This window comes from Aerococcus sp. UBA6277, assembly GCF_002440555.1.
Taxonomy (GTDB): Bacteria; Bacillota; Bacilli; order Lactobacillales; family Aerococcaceae; genus Aerococcus.
In genome coordinates, this window is sequence record NZ_DJUR01000035.1 from 1 (window position 1) to 18,167 (window position 18,167).

At 37.3% G+C, this 18,167-nt stretch carries 13 protein-coding genes; 10 read left to right on the forward strand and 3 right to left on the reverse strand.

All coding sequences use genetic code 11. The annotated features are described in order from the left end of the window. Positions 1-177: 177 nt before the first annotated feature. Positions 178-1,674: a helix-turn-helix domain-containing protein gene (locus tag B2V22_RS05755; protein WP_290491005.1), complete on the reverse strand. Its 1,497-nt coding sequence runs from the start codon at positions 1,672-1,674 to the stop codon at positions 178-180. 468 nt (positions 1,675-2,142) lie between these two features. Between B2V22_RS05755 and B2V22_RS05760 the strand changes: the two genes are divergently transcribed. From B2V22_RS05760 to B2V22_RS05780, 5 genes are all read left to right on the forward strand, one after another. Further along, positions 2,143-4,920: a SpaA isopeptide-forming pilin-related protein gene (locus B2V22_RS05760; protein ID WP_290491007.1), complete on the forward strand. Its 2,778-nt coding sequence runs from the start codon at positions 2,143-2,145 to the stop codon at positions 4,918-4,920. 14 nt (positions 4,921-4,934) lie between these two features. After that, the gene (locus B2V22_RS05765; protein WP_290491009.1) at positions 4,935-6,374 is read left to right on the forward strand and encodes a SpaH/EbpB family LPXTG-anchored major pilin; all 1,440 of its coding nucleotides are present in this window, start codon (positions 4,935-4,937) and stop codon (positions 6,372-6,374) included. Positions 6,375-6,476: 102 nt separating this feature from the next. Further along, the gene (locus tag B2V22_RS05770) at positions 6,477-7,331 is read left to right on the forward strand and encodes a class C sortase (protein ID WP_290491011.1); all 855 of its coding nucleotides are present in this window, start codon (positions 6,477-6,479) and stop codon (positions 7,329-7,331) included. After that, positions 7,328-8,203 carry a class C sortase gene (locus tag B2V22_RS05775; protein WP_290491013.1) on the forward strand — a complete coding sequence of 292 codons (876 nt, stop codon included), beginning with the start codon at positions 7,328-7,330 and terminating at the stop codon, positions 8,201-8,203. Before B2V22_RS05770 ends, B2V22_RS05775 begins: the two co-directional genes overlap by 4 nt. Positions 8,204-8,216: 13 nt before the next feature. Further along, positions 8,217-9,011: a class C sortase gene (locus B2V22_RS05780; protein ID WP_290491014.1), complete on the forward strand. Its 795-nt coding sequence runs from the start codon at positions 8,217-8,219 to the stop codon at positions 9,009-9,011. Between the two features lie 317 nt (positions 9,012-9,328). Here the strand turns inward: B2V22_RS05780 and B2V22_RS05785 are convergent, their stop codons facing one another. Next, positions 9,329-10,462 (reverse strand): IS256 family transposase, encoded by a 1,134-nt coding sequence (locus B2V22_RS05785; protein ID WP_290491016.1) that lies wholly within the window; start codon positions 10,460-10,462, stop codon positions 9,329-9,331. A 1,300-nt stretch (positions 10,463-11,762) separates the two neighbouring features. On the opposite strand from B2V22_RS05785, the gene B2V22_RS05790 reads away from it, so the two are divergent. Beyond that, a complete protein-coding gene (locus B2V22_RS05790; protein ID WP_290491018.1) occupies positions 11,763-12,158 on the forward strand; it encodes a hypothetical protein in 396 nt (131 codons plus the stop codon). A 342-nt stretch (positions 12,159-12,500) separates the two neighbouring features. Here B2V22_RS05790 and B2V22_RS05795 read toward each other — a convergent pair whose 3' ends face one another. Beyond that, entirely contained in the window at positions 12,501-13,913 is a 1,413-nt protein-coding gene (locus tag B2V22_RS05795; protein WP_290491019.1) for an aldehyde dehydrogenase family protein, read from the reverse strand. Positions 13,914-14,210: 297 nt separating this feature from the next. Between B2V22_RS05795 and B2V22_RS05800 the strand changes: the two genes are divergently transcribed. From B2V22_RS05800 to B2V22_RS05815, 4 genes are all read left to right on the forward strand, one after another. Further along, entirely contained in the window at positions 14,211-15,215 is a 1,005-nt protein-coding gene (locus B2V22_RS05800) for a Gfo/Idh/MocA family protein (RefSeq protein WP_290491021.1), read from the forward strand. 257 nt (positions 15,216-15,472) lie between these two features. After that, positions 15,473-15,874, forward strand: a complete 402-nt coding sequence (locus B2V22_RS05805; protein ID WP_290491023.1) for a MerR family transcriptional regulator — start codon at positions 15,473-15,475, stop codon at positions 15,872-15,874. Between the two features lie 193 nt (positions 15,875-16,067). Continuing rightward, entirely contained in the window at positions 16,068-17,093 is a 1,026-nt protein-coding gene (locus B2V22_RS05810) for an alpha/beta hydrolase (RefSeq protein ID WP_290491025.1), read from the forward strand. 206 nt (positions 17,094-17,299) lie between these two features. Further along, complete coding sequence (locus B2V22_RS05815) at positions 17,300-17,773, forward strand: hypothetical protein (RefSeq protein WP_290491027.1); 474 nt, start codon at positions 17,300-17,302, stop codon at positions 17,771-17,773. Positions 17,774-18,167: the final 394 nt, after the last annotated feature.

Sequence of the window (18,167 nt, forward strand, 5' to 3'; positions counted from 1 at the left end):
TCTAAATGAAATACCGGTAGTACAAGCAGCCTAAGGGCTGCTCCGAAAGCATAGTATAAAGATAAGAATGAATAATGGAAAAGAGTATAAAAAAACCAGGTGATCTAATGATTACCTGGCAAACATTACTCATCAGTCCTATTTGACGAAGAGCCATAATTTCTTACAACGACTATTTTAATCAATATCAGCTCTGTTATTCTTCCGTCCTTGTATAATCCTATCTATCGTCATATGAATCTTCTTAAAATCCTGATTATCTGGAATGTCCTCAATATATATCAGTCTAGGTAATTGAACCCGCGCAGGGAAGTCTGTGACGATCATATCGTAAGATTCATTGAGTAAAGTTGTCATATTGGGATTCAGTTCATTATATAGCGCAATCGATACATTTTCAGACAATTCAAAACTTAAAAATTCACTAATCATCTGTGCATAATTCTGAGAGTGGTGACTGATTACCGCAATATTTATTTCGTTGCCTTGCCGCAATAATTGTGGAATTAAATTCTCCCAATGCGTAATAATTGTATATAACAAGAAGTTGACATTATTTCTGCTCAAAGGTGCAGTATAATCTTTAAAATCATTCATAAGATAATGTTCTAAATGATTTAGAAATGACGGTGCAATCTGTCTAACACCTTCAACAAAATCCTTCCGTTCATCATAAAGTATAAAGTCAGAAAAAGGCTTATTCTCCGCTAAGTAAATACTATTCATGATATTTAAAATTAACTCACTAGCATTTACCAGTTCCAGATTAAATCCCCTCTGTAATACTGTAAAATCGATCATCAAATGAACAAATTTTACAGATAAATTGGCATCAGTAGACACTTGTTCTTTCAGTGTTGAATGATCCAAAATATAATTTTTATCCAGATAGAGGTAGAAGATTTGCTCTATAAATTGTTCATCTATCTTAATCCGAAGAGAGGATTCAAGCTCACTTAGAAAAGCAATCCTTTTTTCATATGCAGGTAAGGGATCGAACCGAAGTTTTCGGTTATCAGACTTATCAACCAAGTGCCCGTTTATATATCGAATAATATTGACTGCAGTACCAAATTTGTAATTATTCATTTCCGAAAACCCGACTTTCCAGTTGAAGTGGTCAGCAAATGGTTTTAAAAGTTGATCAAAAACATCATCATTAATTTGAGTGAAAGGAAAGTACATTAACCCATATTTACTGGTGAAATAGTTAAAGAAGTAATAACGAATATTCAACTCATTGCCAGTTATTCGAATGGGTTTTGTATCAATATAAATATCATAATGATTAAAAATACTATTGATAGTGCTGATCATTCGATAAACCGTAGCACTACTCTTGTACAGTTCACTCGCTATCTCCATAACGGTCTTATTTTGTGAAAAAAAGATATGTTCCAGCAAACTATAGTAATCTGAATTTTCTATAAATTTCTGCGAAATAGTCAGCATGCCCACATTAGGTTCTAGTCGAATACGAATGCCGTAATCCGACCAACTAATTTTAAATAAATGATTTAAATCTTTGAAATAGTCTAGATCATTTCGCAATACACGCTCTGAACACGCTAATTCAACTGCCACCTCGGACAAATCAACCCACGATTTTCGTTTAACGAGTAATTCAATAAAATCAAATCTTCTATGTTCAGTAGCTGTTAATAAATTTTTCATTTAACTCAACCCATTCTCCTTACTTCTCCCAATAAAGCAATGAATTTTCAAACACTAAAGTACACTTTCAATGAATAATAGTCAATAAGTTAAGTGTGATCAATATTCTTTAAAAAAAGCAATCGAGTACACTTTCTTATCACGAGTGATAACTCTTAAATTATAACATTCTCATCAATTCTTTGTGTAGTTTAATTCAGCTTTTCTCAAATTGTTCAAAAAAATACCCGAAATTAAAAATAAATTTGTTCGAATACGGATTATAATTATTTTTGGATTGTAAATCTTTCGTTAAAAAAATATGAAATACAGCAACGAAGATATAAAAAATTTACAAAGAAAGGTAGAGTGAATGTGCAAATTAGAAGAAAAAAACATAAGAACAATAAGTTAATGAAAAAAACATTCAATGTTTTTCTGACAATATTTTTATCTCTGCAGTTCATGCTACCTATTCTGATGGGATGGATGACAGTAAATGTTCAAGCCCAAGAGCAAACAAGTAGCTCAACTGAAATAACAAGCGTTACACAATCCAAAATAGAAAGTTCAGAAAAAAATGAAATGCAGGAATCACAATTAACCAGTACAGATAAAACCATTACTGAATCAGCAACCAATCCTCCAGAAAAAGCAAGTTCGATTGCGGAGGAAGAGACAGCAAGTAATGCATCGTCTGTCAGTCTAAGCTCAGAATCATCATCTTCATCTGAAGAGAGTGAAAGTAGGGAAAGCGAATCCGAAAAAGAGTCGTCATCTTCAAAAGAGGAACAACAAGCTGTAACACTAACTTACGAAATTGAAGGTATAACAGTTGAAGTGAGCGGTGAACCAGGGGTATTACCAGAGGACGCAAGCCTTAAAGTAGAACCAGTTGCGGATGAACATGTGGACAAGTTGTTAAATGAAATTGAAGAAAAGAAAGATATTTCATTCTCCTCAGTTGGATTACTAGATATCACCATATTTGATAAAGATGGAAATGAAATTCAGCCAAAAGGTGAAGTAAAAGTAAACATTAAAGGATTAAATTTCATAAAAAATGATGACGAAACTCAAGTCTACCATGTAGATGAAGAGAATAAACAAATCGAAACATTTAAGTCCCAGTCTGAAAATGAAAAGATCACTTTTGAAACCACACACTTCTCCATTTATGTTGTTGGAACGAATTTGAGAGATAAAGTGAACGATGCAGATCAACCATATAAATTAGCGATTGGCGATACAATCACCTTATACAATGAGGAAATGAATACTTCTGATTGGAAGTTTTCGGGGACGGGTTCTGTTTCATTTCAGAATAGCAACAGAACGACTACATTAAAAGGCGAAAAAGAAGGATTAGTGAAGGTAGAACATAAAGAACGGAGATGGTCGTTTCCATTAAATTATTGGTGGGAAAAAGACTATTTCTACATCCAAGTTGTTCCTGACACCATTGATACAATTAAAAATCCTGTTCCTCCTAAAAATGATGAAAATGCTAGTCAAGTAAATGCTAGTAAGACAGCTAAATGGGCTGACTATTCTAAACGAATAGCCGAAATCAATTTAGATGTCCATGGAAACGCGACCAAGTCTGGTTCGGATATCATCTTGATTATGGATACCTCAGCTTCAATGAAAGATAACCAGAGGATGACTAATGCTCAGTCAGCAAGTCAATCCTTTATTCAATCTATATTAGGTAACGGGAATGAATATGGTAACCGCGTAGCTTATATACCATTTAGTTATGGAACTACTAAAGGTGGTGCGGGTACTATAGAGGTTGCTTCCGCAACTGCTGGAAGTCACAACTTTACTGATGATGCTTCCACTTTATCTTCATATGTTAATCGATCTGTAGCAACCGGTGGTACTAATTACACCGCCGCACTTCAGAAGGCATTAGATTTCGCTAATAGTCGTTCAGCTGATCAAAAAGATAGACCATTACAGGTTTTATTCATGTCAGATGGTACACCAGGTGCATATGGTACCTCAGCCAATGATACTAATTGGAACGGAGTTAACCAAGCCAATGCTTTAAAATCAGCAGGCGCCACTATTCATACTCTAGGTATTCAAGTATCGGGAGACGCGCCACAAGCATTAAAGAATATTTCTAGTGGAGATGCGTATTACCATAATGTTTCTAATGTTGCTAACTTAGATTCAGTTTTACAGGATGTCGCGAGTGAAATTCATCTAGCCGGAACAGACGCCGCCTTCACAGACTACATTTCAGACGAATTTGAATACTATAGTGATGGTCAATACGTCAGTGATGGGACTTATAATTCAGCAGACAGATCGGTGAAAATAGATGTGGGCAATATCACCCAGGAAACAAAGAACTATAAGATATATGTCCAAATGAAAGATGAGTACTGGCTCAAAGATGGTACATTCCAAACCAACAAGGATGTATATCTAGACTATAAAGATGTTAATAATCAGCAAGTAAGGAAACCGGTAGAGGAAATTGGTAGCCCGTCATTACAGGTGACCAACGGAACCATCGGCATCCGATATTCACTAGTTGATAAACAAGGGAATTATATCAATACAGATGGGAAGATAGTGGATAGTCAAAACAAGGTATATGTACCAAGTCAAGATGCAATGACCTATCATTTGGAAAATGGGTCACAGTATTTAGAAGTTTATGGCAATCCAACTTATCAAGTACAAGCAAACCCACCGTCGGATTACCAACTATACAGCGGTGAAAATTCACAAAAAGCTGTGACATTGACTACTGACCAAAAGCACCAGCAAGTCGAGTTTAAAGTCGTCGTACCTGATCCAGATCCGATCAATTTCAACTTCAAATTAGTCGATGGAAATGGTCAAGATTTAACAGGTGCTTCATTCACTTTGGAAAAAGTGGCTGACGACGGCACAACAACGACTATCGAAAATGTAACCACAAATTCGCTATTTACATACAACGGTTTAACTGAAGGGCGTTATAGTCTAACGGAAAATCAAGTACCAAATGGCTACCGTTTACCACTCAACAATACTTGGTCATTTAACGTAGTCAAACAACCAGACAACACCTTACAAATTGAATTTATAGGTGAGGGACTTGAAACAGACCCTGATAACGCCAATCAATACATAGTAACAAATTATCTTCAAGGAGAATTTCCACAAACCGGTGGCCCGGGTTCCTTGGGCTTCATGGTCATCGGATTATTAATCGTCACAATAAGTTTGGGTATTTATTATAAAAATAACATCATAATAGGGTAGGAGAAGAAAAGAAAATGAATAAATTAACAAAATTAATCACATTAGTCGTATTACTATTCGTCATAATTTTTAGCTTCGTAGGTAACACAAACTCAGCGCAAGCAGCGCAATTACCAACTGCTGGTTTTACTACAACCGTAAACATCCATAAAATCGAATCAGATCAGGGGCGTGAACTAACTGCAGACGAATTACAAAATGGTATTACAGATATGCAGGGACACTTTGGTGCTGATGCAAAACCAATTTCAGGTGTAGTTTTTGATATCTACAATGTTACGCAAGCAGAATACGAGAAAATGAAAGAAAATTCTGCAGACTACACAACTAAAGCACAAGTTGAATTATTTGTTGCGGACAAAACTGCTACTTCAACTGCTGCAACAGACGTTGACGGTCTAACAACAGTAGTCTTAGACGAAGGATACTACTGGATAATTGAACAACCTTTAACGACAGTTGCCACTTCAAAAGCGGTACCTTTCGGATTAACATTGCCATACACAAACACAGCCGGTGATCAAAACCTTAGCACAATCAATGTCTATCCTAAAAACACTTTAGTAGATGATGCACCTACAGTATCTAAAGAATTAGATGAAAAGTCATCATCAAACGGTTCTCAATACATCGGTCAAGAATTTGCTTGGACAGTAACAAGTGATGTACCAACTGGTATTAAAGAATACTCAACTTACTCATTCACAGATAATCTTAATCTAGCATTAGATTACGAACGTGTAGTCTTAAGTTCACCAACAACGCTAATTGAAGGCACAGACTACCAAGTAGCCTACGATGCTTCAGCACGCACAGTAACTGTTAGCTTGACCGAATTAGGTATCGCTAAATTAACCAAAGATGACACAATTCAATTCAATATTATAACAAAAATGAACCAAAATGCTACAGCAAACACTGCAATCAACAATACGATTTCTGTAACTTACGAAACACCACATACAAATGGACGGGTAACAATCAAAAATCCAAATACACCAGCACAAGTAGTAACAGGTACGCATACTTTTAATAATAAAAATGACGCTGGCAAAAACGTTTCAGATGCTGAATTCGTAGTTCAAGGAAAAAATCCTGAAAATGATAAAATCGAATTCATCGTAGTTGATCCTACTTCAAAAGAGATTAGCTTCACACAAAACCAAAGCGAAGCAACTACTTTCACTTCAGATGCCAACGGTAACTTCACAGTGAACGGTTTAGCATACGGTGACTACACAGCTATTCAAACAAAAGCTGCAAGTGACTACGCATTACCTACAACGCCAGAAACTGTATTTACAGTATCAGCAAATAACACCCCAACAACTATCGTACACAAATCAATCACCATCCCTCAAACAGGTGGTATGGGCACAATCTTATTCACAATCGTTGGATTAGCATTAATGATCTTCGCAGTGGTTTACTACAAAAAATCAAATCCTGCATAAATCACCATCAGACCCAAACATTTAAACACCAAAAGGAGTTAAGACCCACTTCCGGACTTAACTCCTTTTGATGTATTAAAAATAGCAGAAAGGAGGGCCACCATGGAAAAATCAACCAAAAAGAAAAATCCAATCGTGCTCATTCTAATCTTCTTCATTGGCCTAGCCATCGTGTTGTATCCACTCGCATCCCGCGTCTATTACAACTACCGTGGCAACGAAGAAGTCGCCTCCTTCCAGGAAGGCATCGACGCATTATCCCAGGAAGCCATTCAAGAAAAGCTAAAGCTAGGTTATGCCTACAACTCCGCTATCCTATCCAACGACATGCGTCCGCTCGGTGACCCATACTCCGACGAAGAGAAAGATCAAGCAATCGCTGAATACGCACGAATGATTGAAGTGAATGAGAAAATGGGTGCCGTTCACATTCCTAGCATAGATGTGACCCTACCAATCTACGCCGGAACCAACGAACAAGTACTGCAAAAAGGCGCAGGGCACTTGGAAGGCACATCTCTACCCATTGGGGGCCTAAACACTCACGGCGTCATCACCGCCCACAGAGGACTACCGGAAAATAAACTATTCACCGACCTTGATAAAATGGCCATAGGCGATCTCTTCTACGTCGAAACCATAGCTGGTCAATTAGCCTACGAAGTCGTCGACATTCAGGTGATTGAGCCAACGCAAATCGAAACATTGGCTATCCAAGAAGATCGCGACCTAGTAACACTTCTAACCTGTACACCTTATATGGTGAACTCTCACCGACTATTGGTCACCGGCGAACGGACAGAAATACCAGTAGCAACTGAAGATACAATCCAAACACCATGGTGGCAACAATGGCTCAACATCACGTTGGATTACAAGTGGTTATTACTCATTATCCTAATAATCATCATAATATTAGTCATCAGACAAATCGTAAAATGGAGGCAAGCACGATGAAAAGCAAGTATATAGGTGTCATTTTATTTGTGCTAGGACTTGCTGTCTTCATCTTTCCGCTGATTTCTAAAAGCTACTACGAAAACCTGTACCGACAAGAAGTTTCTGCCATCCATCAGGAATTTGAACAAACCAGTGAAGCAAGTCAAAATCACGCTGACCAAGTAGCCTATAATCAGCAATCAGTTAGGCAGCTAGATGATATCGAAATTGCTAATGTAACGTTTACCGAGGAAACGCCAGAAACAAACACAGATTTATCTGACAAAAATATTATCGCCACCATGTCCATCCCTGCTATTGATCTGAATTATCCCATCTATGACGGTGCCAACGATGAGAACTTATACAATGGCTTAGCACGCGTCGATGGTACCAGCTATCCAGTCGGCGGCATCAACACCAATTCAGTAATTGCAGGGCATAATGGTCTGGCTGGAAAAATATATTTTTCTGATGTCGATGAATTGGTCAATGGCGATACAATTCAAATTCAAAACCAACAAGAAACGTTAACCTATGAAGTCTACAACACAGCAATTATTAAGCCGGATGAAGTGTCTGCTCTAGCCATTATTCCTGGTCAAGATACTCTAACTTTGTTGACATGTATCTTCTTACCACACGGCGTAGACCGTTACTTAGTCTACGCAAAGCGAATTGACAACCCAGAACAATCACAAGAAGTTCAGACAATAAACCAAGAAAATACGCAAATTGTTAGTGTAGGACCAACTTATACAAATGATGATCTGCAGCTATGGATTGAACGATACGGGGTGCTTACATTGATTTTGTTATTCGGATTGATCCTGGCATACTGGATATTCTTTAGAGAAAAGAGGGGCGATGTTGAAAAAGAAATCAAATAAAAAGGGGACTTGGGTGCTGATAGCGGGACTTGTAATTGGCCTAGCTATCATGCTCTATCCCTTAGCCTCTCAACTCTATTATGATGCGTCCCTTGAATCATCTACCGACGAATTTAGGCAGGCAGTTGAAGAAATGTCTATTACTGAGGAAAAAGATGAGAATGTTCAATTAGCCGAAGCTTATAATGAGGCCTTGGATCCAAATCTCAATTGGGTAGATCCTTACAGCGATGAAGAACGATCAGAAGGTTTATCCAATTACGCCGACATGTTAAAAGTGCAGGAGCAAATAGGCATCGTAAATATTCCTAAAATAAAAGTTGAATTGCCAATATATGCTGGAACAAGTGAAAAAGTCCTTCAACGAGGCGTAGGCCACTTAGAAGGTACCTCCTTACCCGTAGGTGGAGAGAATACCCATAGCGTACTAACTGCTCATCGTGGACTCCCGGAAGCCAGATTATTTACCGACTTAGTAGAAATGGAAATTGGTGACACCTTCTCCGTAGAGACAATTGCAGGAGAACTTTACTACGAAGTAGACCAAATCACCGTAGTAGAACCAACAGACATTGATGCTGTCAGAATTGAAGAAGGGCAAGATTACGTTACTCTACTAACTTGCACACCTTATATGATTAACTCACACAGATTATTGGTAAGAGGACATCGAATAGATGCACCGGATGAAACAGAACTGGAAACACAAAGCTCATGGTGGTCAAATATTGGACCGTATTGGCGATATATTCTCCTTATATTAGTGGTAATTTTATTGCTCTGGATATTTATAAGACAAACCACTTAGCAATAAAGTTATGAATAGAAATTTAAAAGAGTCTCCTAGCGAAGGCTCTTTTAAATTTGGGAGTAAATCTATAACTTGTATACACTATAAATTTTAATATGTAGATATATTGCTAATCCTTGTAAAGAAAATGTAAATATTATGATTTTTTGAAGTTTTGTAAGGTACAATAGTAGTGAATAATTTTTTCTGTCAGGACCAATGTGAATTACTTTTGAGATACAAGTGTTTAGTCAAGTACATAATCCTGTGTTACTATACAATGTTTTACCGGTCTCTCATTGATTAAACTTAATATATTTTCTTGTAGAACTGAGCTATTCGTCATGAAGGTCCATAAGGACAGCTCCAATTAATCGATTGGCAGACGTTCGGTTGGGAAAAATCCGAATAATCTTTTCTCTTCTGCGGACTTCCTGGTTCAGTCGTTCAAGAAGGTTGGTGCTTTTTAGCCGATTGTGACCATTTCCGATAACCGTGTATTGAAAGGCATCTTCGAAGCCATTATCCAATGTTTCGCAAGCTTTTGTATATCTAGACTGGCCGATATATTCACCGACTAAGGCATTCTTAGCTGTTTGAGCGAGTTCAATATCCGTAAACTTAAAGATCGCTTTTACTGCTTCTCTAAACGGTTTTGAATTCTTTTTTGGAATGGAACTGAAGATGTTTCTTAAAAAATGGACCTGGCATCTCTGCCAACTTGCGTTGGTAAATGACTTACGAATTGAAGTCACTAGGCCTTTATTGGCATCAGAAATGGTGAGTTCTGTCCCCTGTAGACCGCGTTCTTTTAAGTATTCAAAGAAGATGGACCATGTGTCATCACTTTCTTCATTTTGGATCATGAATCCAATGATTTTACAATCACCAGCTTCTGTTATCCCGATCGCAATATGGCAGCTTTTAGAAAGCACTCGATGGTCCTCACGGACTTTTATGTAGAGAACATCAGTCATCAAATAAGAATAACTCGTACCTGAGAGTGAACGGTTCTGCCATTCGTTGACCATCGGGTCTAACTGCTCAGTCAGGCTAGAAACAAAAGATTTCGATACCGATTTTCCACATAGCTCTTCAACAATCTTTGAAACTTTACGTGTCGAAACGCCTGAAACATACATCTCAAGCATTGAAGCGAGCAGTGCCTTTTCATTTCGTTGATAACGCTCAAACACCGTCGGTGAAAATTCACCATCACGTGTTCTAGGCACTTTTAACTCGAGTGTGCCCACACGAGTCGTAAAGTCTCGCTCGTAATAGCCATTACTTTGACTCTGACGACTTTCTGAACGTTCATGGTTATCGGCTTGAATATATTCTGTTCGTTGATTTTCCATCAATTGGTTGAAAACAGTGGTCAAAATATTTTTAGAAACTTCATCTTTTACCGAATGTTCAATAATACTTTGAATCTCTTCGTTGTTCAGTGTAAAATGTACTTGGGTCATGTAACGTTCTCCTGGGTATGTTTTTGTGGTTAAAAACATTGTACCGTAAAAGGGCTGTTACATAGCCTTTTATCTTTTACACAATTATATGGACTTTATCTATTTTTTCAGCAATTATTGTATTAATAGTTATATTGTGTATTTACTATACCCATAATTTTTATCTTAATATCATTGCTTCAACAATTTCAATTGTCTATGCTATAGTGGTTAATAGACAAATGATTAACTATGAAATTGAAATTATTTCTCAAAGATTTAAGAAGTAGATTATAAGTGAATGGTGAAGGTACCCCTGCCTAAGTAATTTTACCACTAAAATTGTTTCAATTTTAAAAGAACAGTAATTATATTGAAGGTTTCCATATCTTTTAGATTTGGAGACCTTCTTTTTGGTTCTTTTGCAAATGGTGTTGGTGACCCTACTTAAGTATGTTTCCCACTAAATTTGATTAAATTTTAAAAGAACAATAATTTATTGAAGTCTTCCATATCATTTTAGATATGGAGGTGAGTATGGTGGACAGTTTTTACCAACCTTGCGGTTTTTCTACTGGCTAATGCATGCGAATTTACCATATCTTGCAGAGGTATGTACCAGAAAACATTGGTTCTCTGGATACAGCGCACTAAAAGAGCCACTGCGACGAAGTTAAGAGAGCCACCCAAATCGTGATTCACTGAGCCAGTTAAATCGGTTAACTTGAACCACTTCGTGGTTCTTTTTTTATACTTTCCATGGTATATGATTATTGCTCCTAGTTTTTACCAGCTGTGCAATTATTTTTACCACACATTGCATCGTACTTTACCATTTTTGGCGGATTATCTTACCAGTATTAAATTGTCTTCTGTATACTGTGGCTCTATGCTAGTGCTATATGCAGATACCTATTATGCTAGGAAAGATAACGACAGTTTATCTAGTTTGAGGGTCTTCCGTAGATCTAAAAATAGAGGCAAAATATTGTAAATCCCTATTCGGGTAAATAATACAGTCTACCATCCTTTGAAATTAATTAACGTCATTTGCATAGTATTCTGATTTCCCTGATTTTGGGGTTAAATATTTGATGTTGTTTGGTTCATCAATTTTGCTAATAATACTATTTTCTATAGTTATGAAGTTAAAGTTACTATTTATTTTACCGGAAATAGTGTTAATGCTAAATTAGAATCGGCAGTTATTGCCAGATAACTTTCGGCACTTTCCATCCCAAAATATTACCAATTCAGTTATACTCTTGAAGTATTAATTGCATTGGAGGATGAAAGGTGAACGAGAAAAAGAGGATATACAATGAAATTAAGAGGAAAATTGATTGCTGGGTTCGTAGTAGTATGTTTGTTTATTGGTGGAGGTATGACAGCGTATGCTGCTGTAAGTTTCGATTGGTCTAATAATTTGTCTGCAATTGAATCAAATGTCAGTGAGGTACTTGGCTTATTAAATGGCGAGAAGAAAATTGTTCAGGCTAAAGAAACTCAAATTGAAGGTTTAAATGTACAAATTGATAATACTAATAATGATATCAAAATAAAGGATATTGAGATTAATACGCTGAAGGAAGAAATCGCTAGTCTTGAAGCGAATAAAGTGATTAATGAAAAAGAACTTAAACACCTTAACTTAAATGTTAGATTGTTGAATAAAGAAAAATTTGCATTATTAGACAAAGAAGATGAATTAGAATAAGAAGTAGCGGACTTAGAAGCTGAAATTAGCGAATTAAACGGCACGATCAACGGTTTAAAAGCAGAGAATAATAGTAAGAATGAAAAAATCAATGAAGATGAACAAACCATCAATTCTATGGAAGCTGAAATCGAGAAATTGAAAAATTATACAGAACAAAGAGTTGAGGAAGCTAAAGCTGAGTCAACTACTTCTGAATTCCCAGAAGTGGTCCAAGGTTCGACTGAGGTTTCAAGCGAATCTGCTGTAGTTGAGTAATTGTTAACCAATAAACATAAATAAAGCGTCATGCACCCAACTTACAGATGCATGACGCTTTTCGTTATTTTATTATTCAATCGTTTAATCCATGAAGATCGCTTTTGTTTCTAAGTAGTCTTCTACACCATATAGACCATTTTCACGACCCAGTCCGGATTGTTTGTAGCCACCAAATGGCGCAAGTGGGTTACGTTCTGATTTGTTTACGAAGATATTACCAGTTCGTAATTGCTTAGCTACTCTGTATGCATCTTCAGTAGGACCAACTACCGCACCTGAAAGACCGTAAATTGAGTCATTGGCGATTTCAATCGCTTCTTCTTCATTATCATATGTGATGATGACAAGTACAGGACCAAAAATTTCTTCTTGTGCAATGGTCATATCATTTGTGACGTTTGTAAAGACAGTAGGTGTTACAAAATGACCAGTTTCAATGGCTGGTTTTTTATCACCGATTAAAACTTTAGCCCCTTCAGCTTTACCTTTTTCAATATAGTCGAGTACTGTTTTCTTTTGATTAGCGGATACCATTGGACCAACAACGGTATTTGAATCAGCAGGATCACCGATAACGACGTTGTTTTCATAGAAGGATTTTACTTCAGCTTCTACATCAGCTAATTCGTCTTTAGGCACTAACAGTCTTGTAAGTGCAGTACAAGTTTGCCCTTGGTTGTTTAAAATAGTGCCCATTGCTTTTTTAACTGCAAAGGATAAATCGCCACCAGGTAAGTAAACTAACGCAGATTTACCACCTAGTTCAAGAATGATGTGTTTGATGCCTTTAGCAGCATTTTCATATAGCCCTTGACCAACTTCAGTTGACCCAGTAAAGGAAACAACGGCGACATCTTCATGTTCTGCTAGATAGTTACCAGCACCACTACCACTTCCTAGGATTAGATTGAATACACCTTTTGGAAAGCCTACTTTTTCAGCTAATTCAAATAGTTTGACTGCAGTGAGTGGTGTATCAGATGCTGGTTTAACAACTACGGTATTCCCAGCTAATAAAGCAGGTGTGATTTTCCGTTGAATTTGATTTAACGGATAGTTCCAAGGTGTGATGGCAGCAACTACACCATAACCTTCTTTAATCACTTTAGTATTTCCAATTTCTTCCGTTAAATTGTAGTCTTTAATAGCCTCAACAGTAGCTGACATTTCATCAATGGCTAAACCAACTTGTCCTGACTCGGAAAAGGTCTTGGAAGCACCAAATTCTTCAACAATAATGTCACGAATCTCTTCTTTGTGGGCTTTGATTTCATCTAATAATTTTTCTACATAACCGGTTCTTTCTTCAAGAGATAGGTTATTCCAAGCAGGAAAGGCTGTCTTAGCTGCTTCAACTGCTTGGTCAACATCTTCATTTGCGGAATATGCGACTTGGGCAAACGTTTCTTCAGTTGTTGGGTTTTCTACTTCTTTGTATTCATTATTAGTAGGGGCTGTCCACACACCGTTAATGAAATTGTTATACTTTTTCATGAGAAATCCTCCTTAAAATCTTTTGCCTAACTATCTTATATGATAAAGGACATTTGAATGGCTGGCTAGTGAAACGAATTGGCGTTAGCTTGTTTTTGCTCGTTACCGGGGAATTTGAAAGAGCCTTTTTGTTTTTAAAATAGCGACTTGTCGGTTACTTTGTATGAAATTGAGTGAAAAATCAAATTTGTGTCAAAAAGGGCTAGAATTCGTTGAATTAGAAGCTTATAATTAGCTATCGGAAAACGATGTTAACACCTGATTTGACAGTATTTTCAGGTTAATGGAGGGGTAGATTTGAAATTAGGGATAGCGGGAACTGGAAAAGTGGTTGAGCAATTTTTACCGGTACTTGCCGAGTTGCCAGAAATACAAGTAACTGCAATTAACTCAACACCTAAAAGCGTTGACAAGGCAATCGCCTTTCAAAAACAATATGGCATTGATCAAGTATATAGTGATTACACTCAATTTTTGACTGAAGCAGATATTGATACTGTGTATGTTGCCGTCATTAATAACTTACATTTTCCTTTTGCTAAGGAAGCCTTACTTCACGGTAAGCATGTGATATGTGAGAAACCTTTTACGATGTCACAAAAGGAATTAATCGAATTAGAACGACTATCCATTGATTACGATTTAGTATTGGCTGAGGCTGTAACAGGGCAGTTCGTTGAAAATTATGGTAAAATCCGCGAGCTTTTACCACTTCTTGGAGATATTAAGTTAATTGAATGCAATTTCTCAAAATATTCGACTAAGTATGACTCTTTCACAGCAGGTAACGTTTTACCGGCTTTTGATATCAAAAATGGTGGCGGTGCCTTAATGGATTTAAATTCATCCAATATACATTTCGTTGTTGGCTTAATTGGTAGACCAAAGAAAGTTACTTACTACCCCAACATCGAGAATGCTATCGATACATCTGGCGTTTTAATCATGGACTATGGATACACAAAAGCTGTATGCATGGCTTCAAAGGATTCTACAGGGAAAAACGGGGCAACTATTCAAGGTACTAAAGGCACTATTAGGGTCAATAGCGCTACTAATAGGGTCACTTCATTTGATATTTGGACAAATGATGGCTATACAGATCATTTTGAATTGAATACATGCGAGCATAAAATGGGTGCAGAATTTAGGATTTTTGCGAATTGGATTGATCATGAGGATACCATGTATGCAGAAGAACATTTAGCCCAAAGTTTAACGGTTATGGAAGTACTAGATATGGCTATTGCTGATTCAAACCTTATAGAAGAACCAATTTGGGAACCAAAACTAACATTTTAAAATAATTTAAGTCTGGATATGTCCCTGGGCTATGACGTAAGAACAGATAGACAGGACATGATTCAGGAACTTGGGGATGTTTACGAGATGGGTAATCACTATAAACTAGAAATGTTGGCCCGCGTAGCTTTATAGCGAAGTTTCTTAGGATATTGGATAGGATAGTTGGGTTTCTTTCTTGAGTTTATCTCGTCTTTAGCATATGATAGGCGAAAGTTGAGCATAATCTATAGGATAGCTGTTAGAAGGAGTCGCATATGAATATTAAAAAGGCCAGTGAAATCACTGGGATTTCAGCGGATACTATTCGTTATTATGAAAAAATTGGACTAATCCATTCTATTAAACGTAATGAGAATGGCGTACGGATATTTGATGAAGAAGACTTACGGTGGATTCATTTTGCACGCGCCATGAGAACTGCAGGACTTTCAATTGAGTCCTTAAGTCACTACGTTAGCATGTTCCAAGAAGGTGACCATACGATTGAAGCACGAAAAGAAATTTTACATGACCAAATTGAAGATTTAACAAAACGAATTGATGTCTTACAAGCCGCCAAGGACCGTCTAGAATTTAAATTAGCCAATTATGATACGCACTTGAGACCGTATGAAACATCATTACGCGAAGGTGAGCAAGTTGAAATACAGTCATAAGGGCAATCTGCTTTAGCCTATCACTATGTGTAGACTATAGAAAGCAAAAAACTTATTTTATCCAAGTGAAAGTCCGACGTCATCATCGGACTTTTTTCTATACTTAACATATGAAGTTGGTTAATCTAGATGGATTTTTATGTATAGCTTATCATGATATGATTACTGTAAGAAAATGTTTTAGGAGGTTCCTATGAAAACATGGACAAAAGCCGCACTGGGTGCATTAACAGGTATTGTTGCTAGTCAAATAATCAGGGCCCGTAAGGTGAATATTTCTTACGCTGCGCAATTGGTCGAGGATAGCCTGACCCTTGCTTCCAGTATTCTTCCTGGTCAAAAATCTAATTATGACCGTCTGTACACGCTCGCTTATAACCGCAATGAGCTACCATTAGCCCTTAGCTGGACGAAACGTTCAATGGGATTTGATTATTTTGATGACTATGCAGACACCTTTATTGTGCGAAACGTGGAAAAGGATAAGCAGTCTCCGAGCTCACAAACACCAGAAAAAGTCATCTTCTATCTTGCGGGTGGTGGTTTTTGGTTACAACCAACCCTATTTCACTTTAATATGGCACGCAAAGTCGCCAACCTGACAGGCCGGCAAGTGGTCATGCCTATTTTTCCAAAGGGACCAGCCCACAACGTCGTTGATGCGCACAAAATGATTTTAAAACGCTACTTATATTTAATCGAGGAAAAGGGAATTGCACCAGAAAATATTGCGATTCTTGGTGATTCGACGGGTGGGGCTTTGGCGGTGTCTTTTATGCAGCAATTACGGGACCATGGTTTACAACTGCCGGATTCGGCTGTACTTATCGCACCCATTTTGGACGGGACCTTGCAGAATTTCCTGGTGGCATATGATCATGTGGAGTACGAACCCTTTCTACAACCGAAATTAATTGCCCTTGAAACGGAAACTTTCGCCAAACCGCTAGCAGCCATCGATCCATTGGTGTCGCCTTGGTACGGGTCGTTCAAAGATTTACCGCCTATGTTAGTGGTGAGTGGAACGCGGGATATGACGCTGACTTATACGGTTGCCTTAAGGGAGAAAGCGGACGCGGAGGACTTACCGATCCATTTCGATATTTACCAACATATGGTCCACATCTTTCCAATTTACCCGATTCCTGAAGCAGATGATGCGCTAGAAATGATGGCAGAATTTGTTACTAAGGTGCGAGAGCGGATGCCAAGAAAGTAAACTTAAACTGAAACGCAGTCCTTTTTGGATGCTCGACCCCGATTTTAGTTTAGCTAACAGGGGATGTTACGCTGCAGTCTTTAAACGCCTAATGAATTAAAAGTAATAAATCTATGCAACTTTTGACCAACCTTGTTCTAGGTTTCTGACAAGCTTATGTTACAATGATGATAGTAATGAATTTAGAAGATAAACGGAGGAATACCATGCCATCAATTCAACCAATTTTAGAGAAAATGTTTAACGATAAGAAAGTGCCCGTTAAGAAGAATCAATTCAACGAAGATCAAATTGTTTTCTCTGGTGCTTACCGTATTGCTGAAGATAAAACAATTCCATTTAACGTGGTAGCGCGTGAATTTAAAGAAGGTTCGTCGGTTACAGAATTCCAAATCACTTATCGTAAATTAGTCCAAGTAGAAGACTTCAATAACCAAACAAAAGCCTTAGCAGTAATCAATGAAATTAACTTAAAACGTGCAGGCTACTACACTTTAATCTTGACTGGTGACGGGGAAATTTACTTGCGTTTATTATCAAGAACCACAGAAGATCCACAATTATTGTATGAATTAATGGTCTTTGGTTCAGCGACTGCGCGTCTTGTGTACCCTGAATTAGAAGAGAAAATTAATGGCAAAAAGGTTGAAGTACTCAAAACTCAACCAAAAGCTGAATAAAAATTCGAATATATAAAAGCTAACTCGCCCTAAAGTGCATGCCCAACCTTACATGCAAGGGCAGATAGGCCGTCATCAGTGCGCATCACGTTGCACTTATGATGGTCTTTTTTTTTGCCCATTTTTTTAGTTTGGCCAGCTAATTTTGACGAAATACAAAAGTTGCACAATTGTCATCAACAATATTAAATTCTTAACGATAAATGCGCATCTAAATTCGAATGTTCGTTTATAGTGGCTATTTTCCGACGAAATTTTACTTTTCCTGTTAAAATGTTCACTTTTAACCTTGTCATTACTCATGAAGTTGGTTAAGGTAAGCACATGATTATCCGGAGAACGAATATTCATAAATAATTCAGTGGAAACGTATGTGTTTAAAAAAGGAGCGATT